The following is a 14616-nucleotide window of genomic DNA, read 5'->3' as shown; positions in this document are numbered from 1 at the left end:
ACCAGTGGGTTTGGCGAAGGGCAGACTTCCCTGAAGCCGTGACCGAGGCTCAGTCTCCGGCCGCCGTTGCCGCCACGGTTTCGAGCTGGCCGCGGATCCAGCGATGAGCCGGGTCTTTCTGATAGCGCTGATGCCAGACCATGAACATCGGCAGCTCAGCCAGCGTGCGCGTGCGCGACGCCAATGGAATCCGCGCTTGCGCGAAACCGCGCATCACACCGGAGGCGAGCAGGCTCGGCATGCTCGCGAGCATCTGCGAGCCGTGCAGGAAGGGCGGCACGCCGGAAAAGCTCGGCACGGAGATGGCGATGTCACGAAGAAAGCCGTTCGCTGCCAGCCGGCGGTCGAAGTCGAGCCGCTCGTTGTCGGTATAGACCACCGTGATGTGGCGTGCCGCGAGATAGGCGCTGCGGCCGGCCGGCGCGGTGCGCGCCTTGGGATCGAAGTAGCAGATGTAATGGTCGCTGAGCAGCCGCTTCTGCACGATGTCGACGCCGGATGGCGGCAACGGCGTGACCATGAGATCGCAGCGGTTTTCGCGCAGCATCGCGGGCGACGGTGACTGCGAGGGGATCACGCGCAGGTTCAGGCTCCTGACCTGTCCCGCGACATGATCGAAAAACCGCGGCAACAGCAGATCTCGCTGGAAGTCGTTGGCGGCGATCGTCAGCGAAAGCTGCGCGCGCGCCGGCTCGAAGGTGACGCCGCCGGCAAAGCTGCGCATCTCGTCGATCAACGCCCGCGCTTTCGCAGCCAAGGCCTGGGCATGGGCGGTGGCGACGATGCCGCGGCCGGATTTGGCAAACAGCGGATCGCCCGAGATCCGCCGCAGCTTGTTCAGCCCGTGACTGACCGCCGATTGCGTCAGACCAAGCCGGGTCGCTGCTGCCGTGACCGAGCCTTCCTCCAGCACGGCAAGGAACAGTTCGAGGGCGTGGCCGTCGAGCGCCAAATGATCGATTTCCTTCATGTAATTCATTATAATCGATCTATTTATCTTGAGAATAGATCGTCCCATGATCTCCCGATAAGCCGCGCCCCCGGACCCGGGCGCCACACGGAGAGACAACGCCGATGAACGTCCAGGCGCCAGCCTTGCAGGATCCCCGCCTCAACCGACCCGAGCCGTTCACGCCGCGCGACGGCGGCTTCTTCCAGCGCGACCGCTCGATCCATCCGCCGGCGCATGCGCCCGGCTACAAATCCTCGGTGCTGCGCTCGCCGCGCCAGCCGCTGCTGTCGATCGAGAACTCGGTCTCGGAGATCACGGGTCCGGTGTTCGGCCACAACGATCTCGGCCCGCTCGACAATGATTTGATCCGCAACTACGCCAAGGATGGCGATCCCGTCGGCGAGCGCATCATCGTCCATGGCCGCGTGCTGGACGAGACCGGCCGCGGCGTGCCGAACACGCTGGTCGAGTTCTGGCAGGCCAATGCCGGCGGCCGCTACCGGCACAAGAAGGACACCTATCTCGCCCCGATCGATCCGAATTTCGGCGGCTGCGGCCGCGCGCTGAGCGACGACACCGGCTACTACTATTTCCGCACCGTGAAGCCGGGCCCCTATCCCTGGCGCAACTTCGTCAACAGCTGGCGTCCCGCCCACATCCACTTCTCGGTGTTCGGCTCGGGCTTTGCGCAGCGGCTGATCACCCAGATGTATTTCGAGGGCGATCCCCTGATCCCGGTCTGCCCGATCCTGACGACGATCCCGGACAAGGACGCGCTCGACCGCCTCGTTGCGCCGCTCGACCTCAACGCCTCGACGCCGTTCGACTCGCTGGCCTACCGCTTCGACATCGTGCTGCGCGGCCAGCGTTCCACCTATTTCGAAAATCGCACCGCGGGGAACTGAGCCAATGCCGCAGCCGCTCGACTATCTCAAGGAAACCGCCTCTCAGACCGCCGGGCCCTACGTCCATATCGGCCTGATCCCGGCCATGGCCGGCTTCGACATTTTTGAGAAGAACTTTTCCAACGTGCTGGTGACGCCGAACACGCCAGGCGAGCGCATCACGCTGGAGGGCAAGGTGCTCGACGGCAGCGGCACGCCGCTGCGCGATGTGCTCCTGGAGATCTGGCAGGCCAATGCGTCCGGCCGCTACAACCATCCGGCCGATCGTTCCGCCGGCCGGCCGGACGATGAGTTTCGCGGCTGGGGCCGCGCCGGCTCGGATTTCGACAGCGGCCTCGTCACTTTCGAGACCATCAAGCCGGGCGCGATCACGGACAAGGCAGGCCGCAAATGCGCGCCGCACGTCAATATCTGGATCGTCGCGCGCGGCATCAACATCGGCCTCAATACGCGACTCTATTTCTCCGACGAAGAAGCCGCGAATGCCGCCGACCCCGTGCTTAACCTGGTCGAGCCGCCGGTGCGGCGCGCGACGCTGATCGCCACGCGCGGTGAGCGTACCGGCAAGGTCGTGTACTCCTTCACGATCAATCTGCAGGGGGCGGAGGAGACGGTGTTCTTCGACGTCTGACGATCCGGCGGTCGTCCCGCAGGATCATTCCACCTGGTCGCCTCGATTGATCGATCCGCGCGTGGTGGCTTGCGGTGGCTGCTGGCGCATCTCGCGCGATCCCGGCCGCTCGGCCGGGGCGCGCCCCACTCTTGTCTTCAGCTCCGTCAAATCGATGAAGACGTCGGCCTGCCGGCGCAGTTCGTCGGCCACCATGGGAGGCTGGCTCGCAAGCGTGGAGACGACCGTGACGCGGACGCCGCGGCGTTGCAGGGCCTCCACCAGTGAACGAAAATCCCCATCGCCCGAGAACAGCACGATCTGATTGACGTGATCGGCGAGTTCCATGGCATTCACGGCGAGTTCCACATCCATGCTGCCCCTCATCTTGCGGCGGCCGGTCGTGGCGTCAACGAACTCCTTGGCGAGCTTGGTGACGACGGTGTACCCGTTATAGTCGAGCCAATCGATCAATGGGCGGATTGACGAGTATTCCTGATCCTCGCTCACGGTCGTGTAGTAGAAGGCTCGCAGCAGCGTACCTCGGCCGTGAAATTCGCCGAGCAGGCGCCTGTAGTCGATATCGAAACCGAGCGCCTTGGTGCTGGCATAGAGATTGGGGCCATCGATGAAGACCGCAATCTTCTCAAGCGAAGACATTCTGCACTAATCCCCAGTTCCGCATGACAGCCGGCAGAGCTGTATGCCGGCCGGAAAACGTCGAAGTCGCCGATGGCCCGCGGAAAAAGGCGGCGCAGACGGCCGGAGGGGGGGCCGTCCCGCGCCAGTTAAGGGAGGTTGCTGCTATCAGCGCCAGGATCCCGAATGCACTCACGTTAAGGCGTGCGCAGGCCACGCTCAATTGTACGGAGGTAAACGGCGCGTATCCAAAGGGTTGGATACTCTATACGAAGGTAAGTGGCGCGCCGGTTCGGATCTCGACAGCCCGGCGCGATCACGGATACGGCCGGCCGCAAATGCGCGCAGCACGTCGATGTCTCGATTGTTGTGCGCGCCCGGGGACCGGTTCTTCGACGTGGGATGGCCTCAAGCCTCGCCGCCATGGAGCCGGGCGCGAAAGGCGCGCGGCGACAGGCCCGTGGCTGCGGCATAGACGCGGCTGAAATAGGCGGGATCCTCGAAGCCGAGCGCATAGGCGATCGTCGAGACCGGCAAATTGGTGTAGACGAGGTTGCGACGCGCCTCGCGGATCAGCCGGTTGAGGATCAGGTGCGAGGCGGTGTCGCCGGTCGCCGCCCGCGTCAGCCGGTTGAGATGGGTCGGCGTGATCGACAGCGCGCCAGCATAGTCCGCAACGCTCCAGCGTTCCAGATGATGCTGTTCCAGCAGCGCCTCGAAGCGGCGGAACAGCCCGCTTTCCGCCGTACCGTTGCCGCCGCTCTCGCTGGTGAGCGCGCGGGCCACCAGCCCGATCATGGCCGCCGACAGTGCACGCAGCACGTGCGCGCGGCCGAAATCGCGCGCGGCGTGCTCGGCGAAGATCTGCTTCATGGTGGTGCGGATCTGCGGCGTGCCGCGCACCACGGCCGATCGCGACAGGGCGCCGCGCAGTCCTTCCGAGGCAAGCAGTGCCTCGTCCAGAATTTCCGCAGCGATGGTCAGCACCCAGCCCTGGGTATCGGGCTCGAAGCGGAAGCCGTGGACATGGCCGACCGGCACATTGACGACCTGCATCGGCCGGAGCGGCACCACGCGTCCGTCGAGCGTCGCCTCGCCGCCGCCGCGCTCGATCAGCAGGACCTGGTGCAGCCGGGCATGGCGGTGCACGGCCAGCGTCCAGTCGTGCAGCACCGAGCGCGACGCGATCGTCTCGCAATGCACGACGTCGGGCAGATCGCCGGACTCGCCGAAGAGGTTGTAGACCCGGATTGCCGGGGCTGAGGCTGCGGTTCTCATGTTCGAATAGTACAAGACAAAGACGAAACCCTCCATCGGTTTGCGGCACCGCATCTGCAAAAAACGCAGCGACGGGAGGACGTAAAAATGAAAGTTCAGGTTTGCATCATCGGCGGTGGGCCGTCCGGGCTGCTGTTGTCCCAGCTTCTGCACCTGAAGGGCATCGATACGGTCGTGCTGGAGAAATACAGCCGCGATCACGTGCTCGCCCGCATCCGTGCCGGCGTGCTCGAGCACGGCTTCGCCAGATTGATGCGCGAGGCGCAGTGCGGCGAGCGGATGGACCGCGAGGGCGAGATCCACAACGGTTTCGAGATCGCGCATGACGGCGTGCTCTCCCATATCGACCTGCACAAGCATTCCGGCGGCAATTCGGTACTGGTCTATGGCCAGACCGAACTGACGCGCGACCTCTACGAGGCGCGCGATCGCCTCGGCGGCAAGGTCGTGCACAACGCCGAGGACGTGACGCCGCACGATCTGACGTCGGACCGGCCCTACGTGACCTATCGATCGAACGACGAGATCGTCCGCATCGATTGCGATTACGTCGTTGGCGCCGACGGCTTTCACGGCGTCAGCCGCAGGTCCATCCCGAAGGATGTGCTGCGCGAATACGAGAAGGTCTATCCGTTCGGCTGGCTCGGCGTGTTGTCGCGCACGAAACCGGTGTCGCCCGAGCTGATTTATGTGAAGCATGAACGCGGCTTTGCGCTCTGCTCGCTACGCTCACAGGTGCTGAGCCGCTACTACGTCCAGGTGCCGTTGACCGACAAGGTGGAGGACTGGAGCGACGATGCGTTCTGGACGGAGCTGAAGCGTCGCCTACCGGACGAGGTCGCCGGCCGCCTGATCACCGGGCCCTCGATCGAGAAGAGCATCGCGCCCTTGCGCAGCTTCGTCGCCGAGCCGATGAGCTACGGCCGCCTGTTTCTCGCCGGCGATGCCGCCCATATCGTGCCGCCGACCGGCGCGCGCGGGCTCAACAGCGCGGCGTCCGACATCTATTATCTCTACCATGCCATGCTTGCGCATTATCAGCACGGCGACGATTCCGGCCTTGCGGGCTATTCCGCCAAGGCGCTTGCGCGGATATGGAAAGCGCAGCGTTTTTCGTGGTGGATGACGATGCTGCTGCATCGTTTTCCCGACCGTTCCGAATACGAGGAGCGGCTTCAGCAGACCGAGCTCGAGTACCTGCTCTCGTCCGAGACGGCGCAGCGGCTGCTCGCCGAGAATTACGTGGGACTGCCGTTTTAGCGACGGTTTGTGGCCGCTCAACTGACGTTGGCGCTCCAAAGGGGAGCTCTCCTCGCGGCACGAGGCGAGTTTTCAGGCCGGTTCCCTTTCAATAAGTGGTGACTGACGCCGAAATGCTCTGTTGCCTTGTGCGATAGTTCCTACCTCCTCAACTCAACAGGAGGGCGCGACGATGACGAACACAGCGCTTGTGGTCGGCGCTAGCGGAATTGTCGGCAGCAATCTCGCCCGCCATCTCAGCGATCGCGGCTGGCAGGTGCTTGGGCTTGCAAGGCGCCCACCAAGCGGCCTCGATGGAGTTCGTCCCATCGCGGCCGATCTGCAGGATCCGGCCTCGCTTCGCGACATCCTGGCGGGCCTTCGCCCCACTCACGTGTTTCTCGCCACATGGCTGCGTCAGCCGACCGAGGCGGAAAATATCCGCGTTAACGCTGCGATGGTGCGCAACGTTTTGGGGGCACTTTCCGGCGCAGATACGCTTTCTCATGTCGCGCTGGTCACCGGGCTAAAGCATTACCTGGGACCGTTCGAGTCCTACGGTAAAGGCAGGCTGCCCGCGACGCCATTCCGCGAGGAGCAACCGCGGCTCGATGTCGAGAACTTCTACTACGCTCAGGAGGACGAACTATTCGATGCGGCCAGGCGCGGTGGTTTCAGCTGGAGCATTCACCGCCCGCACACGATCATCGGTTACGCAATAGGCAACGCCATGAACATGGGAACGACGCTTGCCGTCTACGCGACGATCTGTCGAGAAACGGGGCGGCCATTTCTCTTTCCGGGCTCGGCGACGCAATGGACCGGCTTGACGGATATGACGGACGCCAGATTGCTGGCGCGGCACCTGGAATGGGCCGCGACGACGACGGCCGCGCGAAACCAGGCATTCAACGTCGTAAATGGCGATGTCTTCCGATGGAGCTGGATGTGGGCGCGACTGGCCGGCTGGTTCGGGTTGCAGCCTGCTCCTTTTCCAGAGGAAATTTCGCCGCTTGAGCGTCAGCTTGCCGATTCAGGTCGTATATGGGCTGATATCGCGCTCAAGTATGATCTCGCCGAAAGAGACCTCTCCGTCCTTTCGTCGGCATGGCACACCGATGCCGACTTGGGCCGACCTATCGAAGTCGTCACCGATATGAGCAAGAGTCGTAAGCTCGGTTTCCTTGAATATCAGGCGACGGACGACAGCTTTTTCGATCTCTTCAGCAGGTTGCGTGCCGCGAACGTCATTCCTTGAGCCTTCTGACGAGGAGTAAACAACCGCTACTTTCCTTCCAGCGTATTGACCGGCGTCCACTCTGACGATGGTGGATTTGCGGCGAGGGCTTTCGCGCGCTTGGCGAACAGCGCCGACGCCGGGTCGATGTTCGCGACGCCGTCGAACGCCTCGGCCGCCTTGGCAAACTCGCTTGCCCGCCAGCACGCGAGCCCCTCTGCATACGCTGTGGCCACCTTCGTTTGCTCGGCGCTCTCCGCGCCCTTGTCCGCCAGCGGCTCGAACACCTTGATTGCCTCGCCGCGGCCGAGCACCCTGATCGCATCGAGCTCACGCCAGGTGAAAGTGTCGCCGGTCTGCGCCATCGTCGTTTCCGAGGCCATGATGGCGGTGCCGTAATATTTGTTGGCGCCCTCGAGGCGCGAGGCGACGTTCACGGTGTCGCTCATCACGGTGTAGTTGAAGCGGCGGCGCGAGCCGATATTGCCGACCACGGCTTCGCCGCTGTTGAGCCCGATGCGGTGCGACAGGCCGTGGCCTGCGAAGGCGGGATTGCTGGCGTTCAATTCCGCGAGCTTCTCGTGGCACTTCAGCGCGGCGTGAACCGCGTTGCGCGCGTGGGCGGGATCGTCGGCCGGCGCGCCGAACATCGCGACGATGGAATCGCCGATATATTTGTCGACATAGCCGCCATGGCCTTCGATGATGTCGGTCATGGCCGAGAGATATTCGTTCATCAGCGTCACCAGCTCGCCCGGCGTCATCGTCTCCGCGATCGAGGAGAAGCCGCTGAGGTCGGAGAAGAACATGGTGACGTTGCGCATCTCGCCGCCGAGCGCGGGCATCTTGCCCGAGGCGACCATGCTGTTGATCACTTCGGGTGCGAGATAGAAGGCAAAGCTCTTGCGCAGGAAACGCTCATCGCGATCGGCGAGCACGAAGCGATAGCCGATCATCATCGCCAGAGCGGCAAGGCTCGCGAGCGCAGGCTCGGTCAGCGGCAGCGCCACGGCATGGCCAAACGCGCCTACGGCCACGACGGTGTAAACAGCGGTGAGGCCGAGCCAGGCGATCAGCGCGCGACCGGGGGCGAGCATGCAGGCCGCGCAGGCGATGATCGCCGCGAACAGGATGGTGAGAATGGTCCGCAAGGGAAAGCCGAGCTCGGTGACGGCGTCGCGCTCGATCAGGTTACGGACCACGGCGGCGTGCACGAAGACACCCGCGACGTCGCTGCGGGCCGTCGCTGCAGCGCTTGCGGGCGCGGGCAGGGCGCACCGCGCGGCCTGCGCTCCGTCATATCCGCCCGCAAGCCGCATCGAGGTGAGCTTGCGGTCCTCGAAATTGAGGATGGTACCGAGCAAGACGACCTTGCCGTCGAAGGCGCGGCGGAAGAAATCACGGTCGCCTTTTTCGACGCAGGCGCGCAGATCGGCGAACGAATAGGTCGGAACGTCGCGACCCATCCCGCGAAAGTTCAGCGTCAATGTATTCGGCACCGCGCTCGGGATGGCATAGCCGGACAGTTCGGCCGCACCTGACGGCGCAATCTCGAGCTTCGCGCCGAGCGCACGCGCGGCGAGTTCGACGGCCATGGCGGGCACCGGCTTGCCGTCGATGGAGAAGGTGAGCGGCATTCGCCGGATGACATCGTCCGCATCGGTGTGGACGTTGAGCGCGCGGACGTTGTTCCGCACGGCCAGTTGCTGCGCGCGGTAGGGCGGTTCTGGATGGTCGTTGCTCAGAATCTCGCCGAGCACCAGCTTGTCGTTGTCGGAGATCTGTCGCAAGGCGATCAGATAGTCCCGGTCGAATCCTCTCATGCGTGCGCCGATCGGTGCATCGCCGAACGGGATTTCCGACTGTTCGATCGAGTTCTTGAAGATGACGTCATAGCCGATCACCTTGGCGCCGCCCTCGGTGATGCTGCCGAGCACCCGGCCGAGCTCGCGTGTCCATGTCTGCGTCGGCGATCCCCTAAAGGGCGGGGTCTCGTACGTCTCCCCGTCGATCGCGACGACGACGACCGGCGATGTCGCGGGATCGCGGCGGTCGGGCGCGATCCTGCCGCGCAGTGCCGTGAGGATGTCGAGCGACAGGCCTTGCAGAGTCTGGAGCGGGGGCGACGTGAAGATTGCGCCCACAAGGAGCGCAATCAGGATCGCCGCAACGATGTCCCGCCCACCGATCCGCCGCATCGCCCCGTCGCTAGCTGCCTATTCGAGCCGCAGCAGGCGGCCGACGATCGGCGTCGGCGATGACGTGGCGGTGGCATCGACCTGGAAGGCGTAGCGCTTGGCGCCGAGGATGGCGAGATAGCTGCCGCCTGGGGTCAGCGACTTCCCGGCCTTGGCGAAATCATAGAACTTGCCGCTAATCATGACCTCGTTCTTCAGCGGCACCGTGATCGTGGGCTCCTTGCCGTCGGTGCGTTCGATCACCAGCGTGCTGCCGCTCTTGGCCTGTACCAGCGGAGCGACGCCATAGAGCGTCGGCAGCTTGGCCGGCGGCGCTCCCTTCGCGTCCGATCGCATGGTGCGGAAGGTCGTCGCGGCGCTCTGGTTCGCCTCGCGCTCGGACAGTTTTGCCGCATTGGTGTCGCAGGGCACCTTCTCGCGCTTGACCTCGCCGAGCTGCACGGTGCTCTGCTCGGCGCCGACCAGGACGACGCCTTCGCTGATGGTCTCGCGCTGGCAGGATTTGAGGTAGCTGAGCGTGACGCTGGCCTTGGGCCCGAGCTTGATGATCTTGCCGGGCGCCACATAGTCCATGAACGCGATGCCGTCGACCTTGCCCTGCACATCCTCGACGATCGCGGCCGGGGTCTCCGCCAAAGCGGGGGCCGCAACGCAGAACGCGCCGACAGCGGCGCCGATCAGGCTTTTCATGGGAGTTCTCATCCAGTTCGACCGATATATTGCCCCGTCCTGGTGTTCGATGCTTAGCAGCGGAGCGCCCAGGTAAGTGTGATCAGAATCACTCTTTATTATTGGTGACACTCTAGCAGGATCAGGTTCAACCCGGCGACCGGAGAAAACGGAGCCGCGGCAGGCTGTTGGCCGGATAGCTAATGTCAGCCGGCCGGAACGGCCTCGGGCAAACGGTCCCCGGCCGGGCGGTTCTCCACGGCAGCCTCTATATTGGGAACGAGCGTAGCTTCGGTCTTCTGATATGGCGTCGCCCGTTGTCCGGCTGCGATCTCCACGACCTCGTCCCAGCGCGACAGGAAGGCCTCGACGCAGGCCGGGTCGAACTGCCGGCCCTGGTTCTCGACCAGATAGTTGCGCGCCACGTCGAGCGGCATCGGCTCTTTATATGGCCGACGCGTCGTCAGGGCATCGAAGACGTCGGCGACCGCGACGACGCGCGCGGCGACCGGGATCTCGTCTGCCTGAAGGCCGTTCGGATAGCCCGCGCCGTCCCAGCGTTCGTGATGGCCTGCGGCAATTTGCGCACCGAGCTGGATCAGCTCGCAGCTGGAGTCCGCCAGGATCTTTTCGCCGATCGTGGCATGGGTGCGGATCAACGCCATCTCATCGTCGGTGAGCCTACCGGGCTTGAGGAGGATATGGTCGGGGATGGCGACCTTGCCGACGTCGTGCAGGGGCGCGGCCAGATAGATGTCGCGGCAGAGCCGGGGCGGCAGGCCGAGCTGCTCGGCGATGATGCGGCTGTAGCGGGCGACCCGCAACGTGTGCTCGCCGGTGTCGTTGTCGCGGTATTCGACCGCGAGCGCGAGCCGCAGGATGATCTCCTCCTCGCGCTCGCCGAGTTTCTGGGTCGCGGCCGCGACCGCGCTCGCCAGATCGGCGGCACGGTCGTTTTGCTTGCGCACGGCTGCACCAAGGCGCACCAAATTGCGCAGCCGCACCGTCATCTCGACGCTCTGTGGCTGTTTCGGTAAGAAATCGGTTGCACCAACCTGCAGCGCTTCCATCTTGACGTCATCGGTCTGTCGCGACGTGATCATCGCAATCGGGATGTCGGCGCAGCCGGGCAGGGCGCGGAAGGCGCGGATGAAGCTGATGCCGTCCATATGCGGCATCTCGTAGTCGACCAGCACGAGGTCGAAGACGCGCTCGCGTGCGCAAGCCAGCGCCTCGACGGGATCGAGGAACGTCGTGGCCTCGACCAGGCCTTCGGCTTCGATATGACGTTTCAGGAAATTGAGGACAGAGCGGCTGTCATCAACGAGAAGCGCTTGGGTCAGCATCGGCGGCCGGTCTCGTTCGGATGCGAGGCGTGACCTCCACGAATAGCCTTTGCGATTTAACGCGGAGCAAACGCCCGGGCCGTGGCGAACTGACTCAAGACTGCGCACAACGCATGAGAATTGAGCGAACCATGCACGTCTGCATGCATGCGCGAAGTTCTTCGGTTTGTGACCCGTAGTTGTACGGTGATGCCCATTAGGGGTTTGCACACTCTCCGAAGCGAATAGTCGTCGCGCGGGATTCGCGTCATGCGTGCAGCGAATCCCGAGGAAATCTGGGGGACGAATGCCGTCTGATGTCACTGAGCCGAAGTGGTCCCTACGGCTGCCTGCAGATTGCAGCATCGCTGCGATCCGCAGTGTCTATGACCTGATCCGCGAAGCTTTCGGCCGGCAGGACCGGCTCGAGATCGATTGTTCGAGCGTCGACAAGGCCGACGTAACCTCGATCCAGCTTCTGCTGTCGACCGCCAGGACGGGCGAGGCCCAGGGCCGCCCGGTGGTGCTCACATCATTCTCCCAGTCTCTGCGCAACACCCTTCGCCGCGCCGGCTTCGCCAGCGATGCGATGATCGATCAGCACTTCCCGCAAAAGAAAGATGGCACCTGATGGCCACGATTCTCACGGTCGACGATTCCCCCAGCATCCGTCAGATGATCAAGGTCGTGCTTGAGCCGGCCGGTCACAACGTGATCGAGGCCGGCGACGGCGCGCAAGGGCTCGCCAAGGCGCAGGCCGGCAAGCTCGACCTCGTCATCACCGACCTCAACATGCCCGTCATGAACGGGCTGGAGCTGATCCGGGCGCTGCGCAAGCTGCCGAGCGCGGTCGGCATGCCCATCGTGTTCCTGACCACCGAATCCAACGACACGGTGAAGCAGGAAGCCAAGAGCGCCGGCGCCACCGGCTGGATCACCAAGCCGTTCAAGCCCGAGCAATTGCTCGCCGTCGTCGGCAAGCTGGTGCGTGCATGAGTGCGATGGACCCGACCGAGGTCTTTCGCCAGGAAGCCAGCGAGCTGTTCGAGGTCCTGGAAGGGGCCCTGCTCGATCTCGGCCAGCGTCCCGACGACCGCGAGCTGGTCGATTCCGCCTTCCGCGCCCTGCATACGATCAAGGGCTCGGGTGCCATGTTCGGCTTCGACAAGGTCGCCTCCTTCACCCACGAATTCGAGACCGCGTTCGACCGCGTCCGCAAGGGCGAGATCAAGCCGACGCAGGAGCTGATCTCGGTCGCGCTTGCAGCCAAGGACTATATCCGCGTGCTGATCGAGGATCCGCAGTCGACCGACGACATCATCGGCGAGGCCATCCTCGACGACCTCAAGCGCTTCGTGTTTTCCGACCAGCCAGCCGCTTCCGTCGCCGAAATCGCCGAAGCGCCGCCGCTCGCCCCCGGCGAGAGCAAGCAGTGCGGCTGGCATCTGTATCTGGAATTTGAATCCCACATCCTGCGCAACGGCTCGAACCCGCTCGATCTGCTGGAAGATCTTTGCAAGCTCGGCCCCTGCTTCGTCGTGCCCGTGACCGACGGCATCCCGTTCCTCGACGAGATGGAGCCGGAAGACTGCTATCTGAAGTGGGACGTCAAGCTGCACGCCGCCTGCGACAAGGACGCGATCGACGACGTCTTCATGTTCGTCCAGGACGAGATGAAGCTGACGCTCTCGCCGCTTGAGCAGGTCGAAGCGCCCGCGCCGCTGCCGCTGTTCCAGCTGCTCGACGAGGAGCCGGCTCCCGTGGCCGAGATGGCCGCGCCGGCGGTCGAGGTCGCTGCCGCGCCCGTCGCCGCTCAGGTCACCGCCAAGGCAGAGCCGAAGCCGGAAGCCAAGCCTGAATCGAAGTCTGAACCGAAATCCGAGGCCAAGCGCGACGATCGCGGCATCGCTACCGTCCGCGTCCAGGCCGAGCGTCTCGACGAGCTGATGGACCGGGTCGGCGAGCTCGTCATCGCCCAGGCGCGGCTGACGCAGCTCGCCTCGTCCGGTTCGGATCTCTCGATCAAGATGATCGCCGAGGAAATCGAGCGCCTCGCCTCCTCCTTGCGCGACACCACGATGGGCGCGCGCATGGTACCGATCGGCTCGCTGTTCGGCCGCTTCCGCCGCCTGGTGCACGATTTGTCGCGCGACCTGTCGAAGCCGGTCGAATTCGTCACCACGGGCGAGGATACCGAGCTCGACAAGACCATGATCGAGTGCCTTGCCGATCCGCTGGTTCACCTGATCCGCAACGCCATCGACCATGGCATCGAAGACACCGCGACCCGCTCCGCCAACGGCAAGACGGAGCAGGGCCGGATCGAGCTCGCGGCCGTTCATTCCGGTGCGCAGGTGCTCGTCACCGTGAAGGACAATGGCGGCGGCCTCAACACCGCGCGCATCCGCGCGAAAGCGGAAGAGCAGGGGCTGATCGCCTCCGGCACCGTGCTGACCGATCACGAGATCCACCAGTTCCTGTTCCACCCGGGCTTCTCGACCGCGCAGACCATCTCGGCGCTGTCGGGCCGCGGCGTCGGCATGGACGTGGTCAAGCGCACCATCGAGAACATGCGCGGCACGATCGACTTGTCGACCAAGCCGGGCCAGGGCACCACGGTGACGCTGCGCCTGCCGCTGACGCTTGCGATCATCGAGGGTCTCTTGATCCGCGTCGGCGAAGGCCGCTACATCATTCCGTTGTCGGCGGTGGAGGAGTGCGTCGAGCTGACGGCCGAGGACGAACGTTCCCGCGGCCGCAATTTCCTCAACGTGCGCGGCAACCTCGTGCCGTTCCTGCGCTTGCGCGAGATCATGACCGCGTCGGGCGCGCCTGACCGGCACCAGAAGACGATCATCATCTCGACCGGCGAGACCCGCGTCGGCCTCGTCGCCGACCAGATTATCGGCAACCACCAGACCGTGATCAAGTCGCTGTCCAAACTGCACTCCGACGTCACGATCTTCTCCGGCGCGACCATTCTGGGCGACGGTACGGCGGCGCTGATCCTCGATGTCGCACAGCTCGTCGCGATGGCGCAGTCGAAGGTCGAGAAGCAGCACATCGGCGAGGCGGCGTGATGAACGAGGCGGGCGAACATCAGGTCGACGCGATGCAGGTCGTGATGATCGGCCTCGGCGAGGAGAAGTTCGCGCTCGATGCCGGCCTCGTGCGCGAGATCATCGATCCCGTTCCGGTGACAAAGGTGGCAGGCGCGCGGGCCTTCGTTCCGAGCGTCATCAACGTGCGCGGCAACGTCATTCCGCTCGCCGACCTGCGCATCCGCTTCGGCATGCCGCAGCTCGACGACTCCGCTGACACCCGCATCGTCGTCATCGAGATCGAGCTGGACGGCGAGCCGGTTCTGGTCGGCGTCACCGCCGACAAGGTCTATGAGGTCACCGAGATATCGCAGACCGACGTGCAGCAGACGCCGCGCGTCGGCATGCATTGGAAGCCGGAATTCATCCGTTTCATCGCCAAGTGGCGAGAAGAGTTTGTCATCGTTCCCAACATGGAACGCATCCTGAATTGAAATGGGTCTCGGGCGAGACTGGGGTAGGG

14 protein-coding genes are annotated in these 14616 nt (G+C 64.3%); 8 read left to right on the top strand and 6 right to left on the bottom strand.

Features of this window, described 5'->3' with window-relative positions:
- Positions 1-49: 49 nt before the first annotated feature.
- Entirely contained in the window at positions 50-979 is a 930-nt protein-coding gene (locus BJ6T_RS36180) for a LysR family transcriptional regulator (protein WP_014497552.1), read from the bottom strand.
- Between the two features lie 95 nt (positions 980-1074).
- On the opposite strand from BJ6T_RS36180, the gene pcaH reads away from it, so the two are divergent.
- Together pcaH and pcaG are read left to right on the top strand one after the other, a co-directional pair.
- Complete coding sequence (gene pcaH, locus BJ6T_RS36175; protein ID WP_014497551.1) at positions 1075-1857, top strand: protocatechuate 3,4-dioxygenase subunit beta; 783 nt, start codon at positions 1075-1077, stop codon at positions 1855-1857.
- A 4-nt stretch (positions 1858-1861) separates the two neighbouring features.
- Positions 1862-2488: a protocatechuate 3,4-dioxygenase subunit alpha gene (gene pcaG / locus BJ6T_RS36170; protein WP_014497550.1), complete on the top strand. Its 627-nt coding sequence runs from the start codon at positions 1862-1864 to the stop codon at positions 2486-2488.
- A 24-nt stretch (positions 2489-2512) separates the two neighbouring features.
- Here pcaG and BJ6T_RS36165 read toward each other — a convergent pair whose 3' ends face one another.
- Both BJ6T_RS36165 and BJ6T_RS36160 read right to left on the bottom strand, forming a co-directional pair.
- Positions 2513-3127, bottom strand: coding sequence for a LabA-like NYN domain-containing protein (locus BJ6T_RS36165; protein WP_014497549.1), 615 nt, complete (start codon positions 3125-3127; stop codon positions 2513-2515).
- 387 nt (positions 3128-3514) lie between these two features.
- Positions 3515-4420 carry a helix-turn-helix domain-containing protein gene (locus tag BJ6T_RS36160; protein WP_014497548.1) on the bottom strand — a complete coding sequence of 302 codons (906 nt, stop codon included), beginning with the start codon at positions 4418-4420 and terminating at the stop codon, positions 3515-3517.
- A gap of 51 nt (positions 4421-4471) precedes the next feature.
- Here BJ6T_RS36160 and pobA point away from each other — a divergent pair, with 51 nt between their 5' ends.
- Both pobA and BJ6T_RS36150 read left to right on the top strand, forming a co-directional pair.
- Positions 4472-5644, top strand: coding sequence for a 4-hydroxybenzoate 3-monooxygenase (gene pobA / locus BJ6T_RS36155; protein WP_014497547.1), 1173 nt, complete (start codon positions 4472-4474; stop codon positions 5642-5644).
- A gap of 172 nt (positions 5645-5816) precedes the next feature.
- Positions 5817-6881: an SDR family oxidoreductase gene (locus BJ6T_RS36150; RefSeq protein ID WP_014497546.1), complete on the top strand. Its 1065-nt coding sequence runs from the start codon at positions 5817-5819 to the stop codon at positions 6879-6881.
- 26 nt (positions 6882-6907) lie between these two features.
- Here BJ6T_RS36150 and BJ6T_RS36145 read toward each other — a convergent pair whose 3' ends face one another.
- The 3 genes from BJ6T_RS36145 to BJ6T_RS36135 all read right to left on the bottom strand — a co-directional run bounded on the left by BJ6T_RS36145 (position 6908) and on the right by BJ6T_RS36135 (position 11073).
- The gene (locus BJ6T_RS36145) at positions 6908-9058 is read right to left on the bottom strand and encodes an adenylate/guanylate cyclase domain-containing protein (RefSeq protein WP_014497545.1); all 2151 of its coding nucleotides are present in this window, start codon (positions 9056-9058) and stop codon (positions 6908-6910) included.
- Between the two features lie 18 nt (positions 9059-9076).
- Positions 9077-9748, bottom strand: coding sequence for a hypothetical protein (locus tag BJ6T_RS36140; RefSeq protein ID WP_014497544.1), 672 nt, complete (start codon positions 9746-9748; stop codon positions 9077-9079).
- Positions 9749-9933: 185 nt separating this feature from the next.
- Positions 9934-11073 (bottom strand): response regulator, encoded by a 1140-nt coding sequence (locus tag BJ6T_RS36135; RefSeq protein ID WP_014497543.1) that lies wholly within the window; start codon positions 11071-11073, stop codon positions 9934-9936.
- Between the two features lie 286 nt (positions 11074-11359).
- Here BJ6T_RS36135 and BJ6T_RS36130 point away from each other — a divergent pair, with 286 nt between their 5' ends.
- The 4 genes from BJ6T_RS36130 to BJ6T_RS36115 are packed head-to-tail and all read left to right on the top strand — an operon-like array spanning position 11360 to position 14587.
- Positions 11360-11683 carry an STAS domain-containing protein gene (locus BJ6T_RS36130; RefSeq protein ID WP_014497542.1) on the top strand — a complete coding sequence of 108 codons (324 nt, stop codon included), beginning with the start codon at positions 11360-11362 and terminating at the stop codon, positions 11681-11683.
- A complete protein-coding gene (locus BJ6T_RS36125) occupies positions 11683-12048 on the top strand; it encodes a response regulator (protein WP_008142319.1) in 366 nt (121 codons plus the stop codon). The genes BJ6T_RS36130 and BJ6T_RS36125 overlap by 1 nt, the downstream gene beginning before the upstream one ends.
- On the top strand, positions 12045-14132 hold the full coding sequence (locus BJ6T_RS36120; protein WP_014497541.1) for a chemotaxis protein CheA: 2088 nt from the start codon (positions 12045-12047) through the stop codon (positions 14130-14132). The genes BJ6T_RS36125 and BJ6T_RS36120 overlap by 4 nt, the downstream gene beginning before the upstream one ends.
- Positions 14132-14587 (top strand): chemotaxis protein CheW, encoded by a 456-nt coding sequence (locus tag BJ6T_RS36115; RefSeq protein ID WP_014497540.1) that lies wholly within the window; start codon positions 14132-14134, stop codon positions 14585-14587. The genes BJ6T_RS36120 and BJ6T_RS36115 overlap by 1 nt, the downstream gene beginning before the upstream one ends.
- Positions 14588-14616: the final 29 nt, after the last annotated feature.

It is taken from the genome of Bradyrhizobium japonicum USDA 6, assembly GCF_000284375.1.
GTDB lineage: Bacteria > Pseudomonadota > Alphaproteobacteria > Rhizobiales > Xanthobacteraceae > Bradyrhizobium > Bradyrhizobium japonicum.
Note: the sequence above shows the minus strand (reverse complement) of the source record. Positions and strands in the feature narration are given on the sequence as shown.